The following is an 11,309-nucleotide window of genomic DNA, read 5'->3' as shown; positions in this document are numbered from 1 at the left end:
CCTGTGAGTGTTGCGTGTTTATCATGGCGGTTATCCAGAGGGTGGAACATCTCCTGCCAGCCCGGCTGCATGGCCCGCTGCGCAGGATCGTCACCGCCTTGTCCGCTCACGACGATGTGGCCCGCGCCCAGCGCATGGCGCTGATTGCCTTTGCCATCCGCATCGTCAGCGCAGCGATTGCCTTTTTCTCGCAGATCGTCCAGGCCCGGCTGATGGGCGATTTCGAATATGGAATATTCGTTTTCGTCTGGGTGCTGGTCGTGCTGTTCGGCAATCTATCTTGCCTTGGTTTTCATTCGACCGTCATCCGCTTTCTGCCGCAATATCACGCAAGAGATGAAATTCCTGAAATCCGTGGCATCACCGTTACCATCCGGATCTTCGCTCTTGGCCTCGCCAGCTGTCTGACTGCAACCGGTCTTATCCTGTTGAATTTTTTCGGAGATCGGATTGCCGGTTACTACCTGACACCGCTGTTTCTCGGCCTGTTCGCACTGCCGATGATTGCGCTGGGCGATGTGCTTGACGGTACGGCGCGCGCCAATAGCTGGCCCGTTGCAGCCCTCAGCCCCACCTATATTGTCAGGCCCGTGCTGATCCTTGCCTTCATGCTGCTGGCCGTAATGCTGGGGGCGCCACGCACAGCCACCACCGCCATGCAGGCGGCCCTTGCCGCCACCTATGTCACGACACTCAGCCAATTCGCCACCATTCACTGGCGTCTGCGGCGTAAATATCTGCGGGGGCCTCGGCGGATCGATTTCATGGTCTGGTTTCGCGTTGCCATCCCGATTTTCCTGATCGAGGGCTTTCTGTTCCTACTCACCAATTCCGACGTCATGGTGGTTGGGCTTTATCTGCCACCCGACCAGGTCGGGATCTATTTTGCTGCGGCAAAAACCATGGCCCTGGTGCAATTCGTCTATTTCGCGGTCAAGGCCGCAGCCGGACCGCGCTTTTCAGCACTGATGAATGAAGATGATATCCGGCCGCTGGCCCTATTTGCCGGCAGAATGGCCCGCTGGTGCTTCTGGCCGTCGCTGATCATCGGTCTTCTGGTGCTGGCGGCTGGCGAAGTCTTGCTCGGTCTGTTCGGCCCGAATTTCACGGCAGGCTATCCATTGATGGCCATTCTGTTTGCCGGCGCCCTGACCAAGGCGCTGATTGGTCCCGGTGAGATGCTCTTGACCATGGCCGGGCGACAAAAATTGTGTGTGCTACTATATGTGATTGCTTTAGCATCTAATATCGGGCTGAATGTGACTCTCATTCCGCTTTATGGCCTCACCGGCGCGGCAACGGCTGCCGCCTCGGCAATGTTGGTGGAAGCGATCTTGTTACACCTTGCCGTGCGCTATGCGCTTGGCATTGTCTTATTTGCATTTGCCGACCCATTGTCTCGCATGAAGCAAGACAGGCCCGCATGAAGCGAACCAGGTTGTAGGATATGAACACACTACCGGTGACCGACGATACCAGCCGGGAAACGAGCACCGAGCGCCCGGTTCTGCATACCGTGTCTGCGCCGGTCAATCGTCCGCCCGCCGATGGCCAGATTGCCGTGGGACGCCCTGGCCGCGATCTTTGGCTCTATCCACGCCAGACCAGCTACGACCTTGAACAGGAAATGGACTACCTGACCAACCGGGCACTGGAGCAGAATGTCTTCTTCTCGGCCCGCTTCCTGGCCCCCGCCATCCCCCGCCTGGACGAGCGTGAAGTGCGCATGGCACTGATCCGCGACGAGCGGCAGGGTCGCAGCCGGATCCGGTTGCTGATGCCTTTTTCGGTGGAAAAACCAGGCTTTGCAGTCGGTCCGTCCATTGTTCGCGTATGGTCCAACCCCTTCGGCCCGCTTGGCACGCCTCTGGTCGATGCGGAGGATGCGGTGGAAACGCTCGACAACCTTTTCGAGGGACTGAGCGATGCCAAAGCCAAATTGCCCTCCGTTCTCGTCCTGCCGGATCTGCGAATCGATGGGCCGGTCACAAAACTACTGCGGGCCGTGGCGATCAGCCGTGACCTGCCACTGACCGTGACAAATCCCTACCAGCGCCCAATGCTCGAGAGCCTGGAGGATGGAGAAACCTATCTAAGCCAGGCCATTGGTAAGTCCCATTGGCGCGACATGCGCCGGCAGATGCGCCTGCTGGGTCAGCAGGGCGAATTGACCTATTCCGTCGCCCGTCAGCCGCAGGATCTGCATGTCCGCATGGAGGAATTCCTGGCGCTCGAAGCCAGCGGCTGGAAAGGCCGCAAGCGCAGCGCCCTTGTCATGGACCGACTGCGAGCCGCCTTTGCCCGCGAGGCGATGACCAATCTGGCCGAGCGCGATTCGGTCCGCATCCATACGCTCGATCTCGATGGAAAAGCCATCGCCTCCATGGTTGTCTTCATTATGGGTGCCGAAGCCTATACGTGGAAGACTGCCTATGATGAGCGCTATGCCCGATATTCACCCGGCAAGCTTCTGGTGGCTCGATTGACGGAATGGCATCTGGACGATGCCAATATTCTGCGCACCGATTCCTGCGCCGTACCCGATCACCCGGTCATGAGCAGGCTCTGGCGGGAGCGGGAAGACATGGGAACCATGGTTATCGGCCTGAAGCGCAATGCCGACCGCGATGTCCGCCAGGTGGCGGCGCAACTGCATCTCTATCGCAACACGCGCAATATTGCCCGCATCCTGCGGGACAAGGTGCTGGGCAGACGGCAAAAAGACAGCTGATCATTGCGAAATTAGAACTGAACGAGATATCAGCCGGTCATCATGCCCGGCTGTGCCTGTTGCGGTTCATCGCGCTCACGCAGCAGGCGGCGGATCACCTTGCCACTGGTGGTCAGCGGCATATCGGTGATAAACTCCACTTCACGCGGATATTCGTGCATGGACAGCCGCTGCTTGACCCAATCAGCAATGTCACGGGCCAAGGCCGGTCCAGCCTGAAAACCCGGCGCGAGCACCACATAGGCCTTGACGATTTCAGTTCGCACCGGATCGGGCTTGCCGACCGCCGCTGCCAGGCGAACAGCCGGATGACCAACCAGACAATCCTCGATTTCCGCCGGGCCGATACGGTAGCCGGATGACGTAATGACATCATCGTCGCGACCGAAAAACTCCACATAGCCCTCGCTATCCTGGCGTCCGAGATCACCGGTCAGCATCCAGTCGCCAATGAATTTCTGGCGGGTCGCCTGCGGATCATTCCAATATTCCAGGAACATCACCGGATCGGGCCGGGCAATCGCCACCTGTCCGACCTTGCCCACTGGCAGCTCCCTGCCCTTGTCATCGATAATTGCCACGCGGTGGCCCGGCACCGGCTTGCCGATGGCGCCTGCCTTGCTGACGCCCAGACCGGCAGCCGATGACAGCACGAAATTGCATTCGGTCTGCCCATAGAACTCATTGGGCGTGATACCAAGCGCCGTCTTGACCCATTGATAGGTTTCCCGCCCCAGCGATTCCCCTGCCGAACCGATGGAACGCAGCACAAGATCATAATGCTGGCGCGGATTGTTCACCGTTTTGAGCAGCCGCAAGGCGGTGGGCGGAATGAAGGCATTGCGCACCTTCATCTCCGCCATGATGCGAAAGGCCATGGCCGGATCAAATTTCTGGGCAGGCGACGACACGACCGGAACCCCCAGCATCAGGGCTGGCATCAGCACATTCAAAAGTCCGCCAGCCCAAGCCCAGTCCGAAGGCGTCCAGATCCTGTCGCCCGGCTGTGGTAGACCGTCATGGGCAAGCTGGAAGCCTGGAATGTGACCGGCAAGCACCCGGTGTCCATGCAGAGCGCCCTTCGGCGCACCGGTCGTGCCAGAGGTGAAGATCATCAGTGCCGGATCGTCTGGCCCGGTCTGTGGCCCCTCAAAAGACGCGGAACCGCTCTGCCATAGAGTTTCAAAGGACAGGACGCTGGGAGAAGGCGTGCCAATGGAAATAACCTCCCGAAGGTCCGGCAGGCTGGCCCGAATAGGCTCCAGCCGCGACAGACCGAAATCATTGGTGATGACCGCGCAGGCACCCACCGTCTTCAGCCGGTATTCCAATGCATCGGCGCCAAATAGCAAGGCCAGCGGCAGAGCGATCGCGCCAAGCTTGTAAATCGCCACATGGGCGATGACAGTCTCAAACCCCTGCGGCAGCAGCAAAGCAACCCGCTCCCCAGGACCAATACCGAGCTGGCTTAGGGCATCCGCGAATGCGTTGGATCGCGCAGCAAGCGCCCCATAGGTTAGGGTTCGATGCGCGCCGTCAGGTGAAAAATGCTCAAGGCAGATTCGGTCCGGTTCGCGGGCAGCCCATTCATCGCAAACGGCCCGTCCCATGTTGAACTGAGCTGGTATGGACCAGGAAAACGCATGACAGAGAGCCTCATAGGAAGCGCCGGCAGGTAGAAACATCGATCTTATCCTGAATGAGTTCCCTGTCGCATTCCCCTGCACTGGCCAAACATTCAGAGAGTTTGTCGCAGATCCAGGATCAGCGTTTTTGTCAAATAGAGAAAAACGTCACTTGGCAAACCTATCATTCCTTTCGCAGTCGCACAATCCATCTCGCAAGCGCACACGACAGCGCCATGCACCGACTATAGCGCCTTCAGGTTTGCTGTAGCGCTTTATATATGCTGCATAATTTTCCTCTTAAATTCCAACCGGTATAACGCTAAAATTATGCAGTAGCCCGGGGGAAATACTGTGGCCCATGTGCAGCGACGAGAGGGCGTCAGGGCTTGATGTCTTGAAATTTGCCGGGTGGACGACATCCAGTATCGCTCAACCTTCGATTTTCAAGGTCGCAAAACCGGTTCCCTTTTGCTGGAACAATCCTGAGCCAAAAGGGTTGAAAGGCGGTAACGCGCGCGTGAAAGCGCCATGCCAGACCACGAAAACGTCGCGGACATGCCGTCTTTGCGACCAAGATCTGCGGCATTTTCCTGGTTTAAAAGCTCACGCACTTCAAAACGTGCGGAGCATAAAAGGAGGATACACATGCTGAAGAAAATCGTACCGGTCGTTGCTCTTCTCGGGCTTCTAGCCTCTTGCGGAGATGACAGCAGCTCCAAGAGTGGCAGTTCGACATCAACCCCCGGCACCAGTTCCTCGACAGGCGGCACGACAACGGCACCTGCTACGCCTGGAAGCAGCACAGGCAATAGTTCAGGGACAGGCACCAGCACGGGTACCCCATAAGCCTACCGATTCTGTCTTGATACAAGGTAGATATTGCCCGTTCAATGAGCGGGCAATATCCCTGTGTTGGTGAATGGCCATCTTGTTGAACTGTAAAATAGTTTTAAAAACAAACAAATTTGACTGTCATTGACTCGCGACTTGCATGGCCGAAATTCCAAAAAACCCTAAAAATATCTAGATTCTGCTTTTTTAAGCCACGATCATCCCTATCTATCCTGCCGGTTGCACACGGGATTGAAGCTTTAGGGATGCTTAAGAGAAATTGGATGGCTGAATGGCCGCATATGACGGCCCGGGCAATACGTTCGTCGCTGATAACAAAGATTTTTGTAATCTGCTTTATTTCCATTCACGTGCCACTTCTGGCGGTGGTTGCACATGTCCTTGGTGGTGGCGCACTGAGCGAAGCAAGCATTTTGCTTGTCCTGCTGATATCGACCTTGGCCGGAACGGCTGGCTGCCTGCTGTCGCTCTGGCGGATCATTCAGCCGCTACGCCAACTCAACCACTCCATAGCCCGATACCGGCAGGAAGGGGCACCTGTTACCATCGCAGTCAAGACGAAAGATGAAATCGGCACTGTCGCCCAGGCGGTTTCAGCCCTGGTAACAGAATTGGACTGTTCTCTCAAAACCCTGACCCTTCAAGCCAATACTGATCCCCTGACCGGATTGGCAAACCGCCGGTTCATTCTGGCAAGAGGAACGGAGGCTCTTGACGAGACCCGCCGCAGCGGCGATCCCATGTGCCTTCTTCTCTTCGATCTGGACCATTTCAAGGGCATCAATGACGCATTCGGCCATGAAACCGGCGATAAAGCATTGATCGCAGCAGCACAGACAATCCGCAGTAATTTGCGCCCAAACGATCTGGCAGGCCGGATCGGCGGCGAAGAGTTCTGCGTTCTTCTGCCAGGCACAAATCTGGTCCAGGCCCAAGCGATTGCCGAACGTCTACGCACCTGCCTGGAAAATATTTGTCTTGAACCACTGGCACCTGGCAGGATCACCGCCAGCTTTGGCCTTGCCCAATCTGCCGATCATTTTTCAACTTTCCAGAAATTCATGGCCGCCACCGATATGGCGCTCTACCGCGCCAAACAACATGGCCGCAACCGCATCCACTGCGAACCTCAAAACGCCCTCAGCTATTTGTGACAAAAAGCCAGCCACCAGACCGCAGCATTTTTGTCACCGGGCCAGCATTGGCTTAGGGAGCCCATGACTGACATGTTGAGCTCCGTCGTGAATGATTGGATATAGTCCGAACGGCGAAAGGCCATAAGTTCGCCTGGCAATCAGGCCTCCGCTAAGGCTGCCAGCATCTTGCCCTTTTAGGAGGGAAGTCTATTATCGACACGTTAATGACGCAAACAAGATATTTTCACGCGTTGACCGAGTGGGCGTTCAACGCGGCAGTTGTTGAAATTTGATGACGCGATAAGTGGAGGGGCTTCCATGGACGACGTTCTGTGAACGTGCACCCCGATTTTGGGCCAGCGGGAGCTGGAATTTTCCAGGGTTAAGGCTCAGGTTGGCGTGGGTGCCGATGAGCCGTTCAAGAGCGAAATCGGCACCTTGTTGCCGATCGCGCTGTGTGGCCGGAACTCGTTATAGTCTCTACGCCAATCCTCCATCTTTGCCCTTGCGTCGTCAAGGCTCATAAACCAGTGGGCGTTCAGGCACTCTGCCCGGAACTTGCCATTAAAACTCTCGATGTAGCTGTTGTCCGTCGGCTTGCCCGGCCGCGAGAAGTCAAGCACGACGCCTCTATGATAGGCCCACAGATCGAGGTCACGAGAGATGAATTCGCTGCCGTTGTCCACCCGAATGGTGGCCGGGTAACCGACCTGCCGGCATACGCGTTCGAGGGTCTGCACGACGTCTTCCCCTTTATAGCTGAAGCGGTTCACTGGACTAAAATCGCAATCCCTCCAGAACTGCTTGAGCGTGATTTTAAGGGATTGCCAAGGACTAAGTAATGACGACGTGGCTTCGATTGCCGATTTAACGCGAGTGTTGAACATTTAGGTTAGTTGGTTGTGGAACAGCACGGAAGGTCGACCCCGCTCAAAAGGCAGTAAGCACCTGATTTTAATCGCAAACTTGCAACAAGAGCGAGGTCATCATCGACACCGATCGTGATCCCATACGATCTCAATTTCATCTTAATAAATCAGTGCCTTACGGGAACAATCGCAGGGGTAAACATCCAACGCTGCTTCACAAATACGCATGAAAGACCAGTCATGAAGATTTTCAAGATTGCGACTATATTCGTCGTAATGGCGGTACTGTGCGTTTTCCTGGGCTATCAGACGGCTGTATGGTCCGGGATAAGTGGGATCTAAGAATGCAATGATGTTGCTTGCCCGTTTGTTGTGACCTTTGTGACCGGGCCACTGCTGAGTATTACTTATGCATTCGTAGCCGGCGGCATCTACCTGCTCTGGCGGCGCACCACCACTGAATAATAGTAACCGCTAATTCCCCGTCGCCTTTTCGCACTTGCGTGTTTAGTGCACGAGGTGTCGAATTTAAATGGAATGAAAGGAAGAAGCGAACCGGTGTGTTTGAAGATTGAATGATCATGAGCAGTCGCTGAAAACGATGCACTAGACTTGCAATGGATAATCCTCAATGAGCCGAGAAATTGTGCTTCGGCCCAAGTCGGCCATGATAGGGTTCGTGTCTTTATAATACCAAACTAAGCCCATCGCTTGCTGGAATGCCCATGCCGCGCCTCGGTGCCATTCAAGGTCATCAACTTGCAGACCTTCGCGGAAGACCGCTCGAGTATCCCGATCTAGCAGATGCCAACCGGCGACGAGATCAAGCGATGGATCGGCAGGAGTAAAACCACCAGTGTCAAGCACTCCAACCAAGTGTTCGCCATTGACTAAAAGATTTGTAGGAATGATGTCCTTGTGGCTCATCACTTCGCGATTTGGAGATGGCAATTCGCGAAGGCTTCTCCACATGCTGCGTAGGTGATCAACATCAAGAAGGTGTTCACTCTTAGAGAAGCACACCTCCATCCACTCATCATGATCGGTCAAATTTCCGCCTCTACCCCGCCCCTCAAATGTCCGTCCGTTCAAATTCGCTGTGCGAAGTGTAATGATCAGTCTTACAAGATCGAGCGCAAAAACAGGCGAGTTGCATAGTCCAGTCGGCGTAGCAATTTGTCCCTCGATCCAAGTTTGTACACACCACGGCAGCGGATAGTCAGAACTTTGCCGCCCGATTCCGACTGGCTTAGGACAGGGAAAGAGGCAACATTCGGTGAATTCCGCGCTGGCTCTGGCTTCCGCTTCCAGTAAACGGGTGCATTCGGCGGGGTCCATCATCCGCAGAGGAAAGCGAGCAGCATGCTTGGCACCAATTCGAAAGATCGCATTGGCTGTGCCTGCTGTTTCCAGTTCAATGATTTCTTCGCCTCGAAACTGCGGAAACTGGTCAGCGATCAAATCTCTCACGTGCGCCGCGTTGATGTTTATTTGATCGCTATGCATCGCCGCCATTCCTCAAACATCTACGCTGCCATAACCTTTATATATGACGACTTTTTGAATCGACGATTTGTGACGCTATTGCATAACTCTTTAAACCGGAATCGGTTTAAAGAGAAAATTATGCAACAAATATAAGGAGCTACAGCGAACCTTTGTGCGCCATATATGGCGCACGGCGCTGTAATGACCGAAATGAGATCGTCTCCAGTCTGACTGTTTTTCGAGCGTAAAAGACGAAAGCGGCCAGAGCATCTCGGTTCGCCGACTTCCGTCATTGGCCTGAAGCAGACGTCATGCGGCTTTCACAAACGTGGAAATGATCCCCGCGAGAAAGACCTGCCGCGAGGGCTGAAGCTCGTGACGTATTCAAGAAGATTTCCGGTATATTCCACCGCTCTGGTCTGACGGATAGAGTTCACCAAGTGTTGCACCCGCCGAAACCGAACAGTGCAGGACGCTATCATCGTCTTGGCGAGCGGATCCTTTACATGAGCGCCGCCCTGGAGTGGTCCACGCGCTACCCGATCGCAGTGGAGCGGGCGTCTCGATCTTCTACAACGTGTACAACATGCCAATGGCGTCAAACTTGAATTCGCAGTTTAATATATCGATGCGCTCGACATGTGGTACTTCAGTGCGTCGACGATGGCGTTTTTTTGTCAACTATGCGTAGATCATAGCCTTCTTTGCCGTGTCATACGACCGGGCCCATGACGTGGGGTGCTCGCGAACGTCGGATTTCAGGACCGCTTACCGCATGGTGAATGACCAGAATGGGCGGCGGTTCCTGTCGCAAGATTCGTCGCTTCATGGCCTAACACCCAGCTTTCAAATTAAGCTTAAGAAGCCGTCACACCATCTCAAGGGGCGAAGATTCCATTCCCGGCGCGGGAGACTCCGAATTCGAGTGGGAAGCGTTCAGTCGCCGAGCCACGATATCGTGGTTGAGCCATAGGACGGGACCGGAGGGGTCTGAAGATTCACCAAAAATGAGCTGCCCGGTTGCCTTCACAACGAGACCGCTCAGGAGGTCGCTGATCATCAACTTGTTATTGCGATGCATCTGGGTGATCCCGTTGGACGTGCTGATGGTCAAATCGGCTTGGGCCTGACTGTTTGCCATGGGCCATGCCGAAAAGTCATAGAACGGACGCATAACTTCGCTGGCCTGCATGTCGGCGATCTTCTGAAACACATCCTTCATGGTTATGCCGTCTGCCAGAAGCTGCTGGCAGGCCTGCCACTGTTCATCTGCCCATTTGCCACCGTTTTCTTTCTTCAAGGCAAGCAGCAGCGGTATCAGGGGCAGCTCGATACCCGTGAATACGTCGGAGGAATTGGTCCGGATTTCGGGACAATTATAGACAGTTGCCTTGATCCCTTTCGCCCAGGCTTGCTCTGCAATGCCTTCGAGCCGCATCTTCGCATAGCCTTGGGTATAGTTGGTGTAGGTCTGCCAACGATAGCTTCCGTCAATGAGGACTGACGATCCGTGGTAACCATAGGCCGTATATCGGACTTGACCACCCAAAGCTTCCACGCGCTCGCGGATCGCCGCGCTAAAATCAATGAGATGGCGAAAGGTGTTTGCGGAAACCTCGTCAAAATTCTGCAGAATGAGTTTTCCCATGTCACTGTCGAGCAAGGTCTGCGACGACATGTGGCGACTTCCGGTCCCCTTGTAGATTCGATTGGCGATGACCAAGAATACCTTCGCCTTCGGGATGCCTCCAGCCATTGTGTGGGCAAAGAACACATTGCGGCCAGCGGCGATCATTCCGTCGAGAACGGTCATGACTTTCGAAAGCGACTCCGTAAAACGCGCAGTGGCGATGTCGCGGCATTGCGCGATATAGTCCCAGTCGAGCTTGTCGTGTTCCCAGCTCTCAAGCGTCATTTTTGCCAGGAGATCGGTGGGAGTTAAGCCGTCTTCGGGCGCATCGAGATCGAATCCCCCCATAAGAGGTATGTTGATGATCCTGCCGCCCAGCTGGGCCTCGGCCGAAGACAGTTCCTCGGCGTCGAGCGGCCGCAGCGCGTTGTTCTCGTCGCGCCGCCCGACGGTGATCCCGACAATCTCCATTCCTGCCCGCCTGGCTTCATCGAGCAATCCGGTGGCGTATCCGCGGCCGAACAATTCGCCGAAAAGGACGAAAACATCGCCTTTACGGAAGACCGTGTTTTCGGAAAGACGATTCAGTGCAACCGGATTTTCCATCTGTCAGCTCTTTGATTTGTGTGTCGTCGAGCAGTGGCTCATACGGGCTTTCACAAACACATGCCCGCATTGGCACCGAATGGGAACTCATTTTCGGTGACCGTTCATTTCAAAACGTGAAGTCAGTCTCTGCTGGTCCTGCAATGGGGCGAAATGCCGAGGCCCTTGGAGATCGGCGCGGCGATACAGAAAAGAGTTCGCTGGGAACGCTCGTCCCGCGAATGCTTGCGAGGCTATTGGCGCGTTCTATCATTGTCGAAGTCACCTTTCGGCCGCGTTCCAGACGTGACTGCTCGAACAGCAGACCGACAGCTTTCAGGATCCAATGCGGGTGATGTGAACGACCGGCATGGGGGCGCAAAGCAGAAG

7 protein-coding genes and 1 pseudogene are annotated in these 11,309 nt (G+C 55.2%); 4 read left to right on the top strand and 4 right to left on the bottom strand.

Features of this window, described 5'->3' with window-relative positions:
- Window positions 1–23: 23 nt before the first annotated feature.
- Entirely contained in the window at window positions 24–1,427 is a 1,404-nt protein-coding gene (locus tag IEI95_RS28200; RefSeq protein ID WP_156531856.1) for a lipopolysaccharide biosynthesis protein, read from the top strand.
- Between the two features lie 20 nt (window positions 1,428–1,447).
- Entirely contained in the window at window positions 1,448–2,731 is a 1,284-nt protein-coding gene (locus tag IEI95_RS28195; RefSeq protein WP_156538278.1) for a GNAT family N-acetyltransferase, read from the top strand.
- A gap of 29 nt (window positions 2,732–2,760) precedes the next feature.
- Here IEI95_RS28195 and IEI95_RS28190 read toward each other — a convergent pair whose 3' ends face one another.
- Entirely contained in the window at window positions 2,761–4,416 is a 1,656-nt protein-coding gene (locus IEI95_RS28190; RefSeq protein WP_194417261.1) for an AMP-binding protein, read from the bottom strand.
- A 588-nt stretch (window positions 4,417–5,004) separates the two neighbouring features.
- On the opposite strand from IEI95_RS28190, the gene IEI95_RS28185 reads away from it, so the two are divergent.
- Together IEI95_RS28185 and IEI95_RS28180 are read left to right on the top strand one after the other, a co-directional pair.
- A complete protein-coding gene (locus IEI95_RS28185; protein WP_156531854.1) occupies window positions 5,005–5,205 on the top strand; it encodes a hypothetical protein in 201 nt (66 codons plus the stop codon).
- A gap of 119 nt (window positions 5,206–5,324) precedes the next feature.
- Window positions 5,325–6,365 carry a sensor domain-containing diguanylate cyclase gene (locus IEI95_RS28180; RefSeq protein ID WP_156538280.1) on the top strand — a complete coding sequence of 347 codons (1,041 nt, stop codon included), beginning with the start codon at window positions 5,325–5,327 and terminating at the stop codon, window positions 6,363–6,365.
- A gap of 371 nt (window positions 6,366–6,736) precedes the next feature.
- Here the strand turns inward: IEI95_RS28180 and IEI95_RS28175 are convergent.
- The 3 genes and pseudogenes from IEI95_RS28175 to IEI95_RS28165 all read right to left on the bottom strand — a co-directional run.
- A pseudogene (locus tag IEI95_RS28175) lies at window positions 6,737–7,114 on the bottom strand (integrase core domain-containing protein); the annotation flags it as partial.
- 708 nt (window positions 7,115–7,822) lie between these two features.
- Window positions 7,823–8,722 carry an aminoglycoside phosphotransferase family protein gene (locus IEI95_RS28170; protein ID WP_156531853.1) on the bottom strand — a complete coding sequence of 300 codons (900 nt, stop codon included), beginning with the start codon at window positions 8,720–8,722 and terminating at the stop codon, window positions 7,823–7,825.
- Between the two features lie 850 nt (window positions 8,723–9,572).
- Window positions 9,573–10,940 (bottom strand): enoyl ACP reductase FabMG family protein, encoded by a 1,368-nt coding sequence (locus IEI95_RS28165; protein WP_156531852.1) that lies wholly within the window; start codon window positions 10,938–10,940, stop codon window positions 9,573–9,575.
- Between the last annotated feature and the right edge of the window lie 369 nt (window positions 10,941–11,309).

Origin of the sequence: Agrobacterium vitis (genome assembly GCF_014926405.1) — a bacterium.
Taxonomy (GTDB): domain Bacteria; phylum Pseudomonadota; class Alphaproteobacteria; order Rhizobiales; family Rhizobiaceae; genus Allorhizobium; species Allorhizobium vitis_H.
Note: the sequence above shows the minus strand (reverse complement) of the source record. Positions and strands in the feature narration are given on the sequence as shown.

Excerpts from the sequence above, each read along its gene's own strand:
- IEI95_RS28200 (WP_156531856.1), top strand. The coding sequence starts at position 24 with ATGGCGGTTATCCAGAGGGTGGAACATCTCCTGCCAGCCCGGCTGCAT.
- IEI95_RS28195 (WP_156538278.1), top strand. The coding sequence starts at position 1,448 with ATGAACACACTACCGGTGACCGACGATACCAGCCGGGAAACGAGCACC.
- IEI95_RS28190 (WP_194417261.1), bottom strand. The coding sequence starts at position 4,416 with ATGTTTCTACCTGCCGGCGCTTCCTATGAGGCTCTCTGTCATGCGTTT.
- IEI95_RS28185 (WP_156531854.1), top strand. The coding sequence starts at position 5,005 with ATGCTGAAGAAAATCGTACCGGTCGTTGCTCTTCTCGGGCTTCTAGCC.
- IEI95_RS28170 (WP_156531853.1), bottom strand. The coding sequence starts at position 8,722 with ATGCATAGCGATCAAATAAACATCAACGCGGCGCACGTGAGAGATTTG.
- IEI95_RS28165 (WP_156531852.1), bottom strand. The coding sequence starts at position 10,940 with ATGGAAAATCCGGTTGCACTGAATCGTCTTTCCGAAAACACGGTCTTC.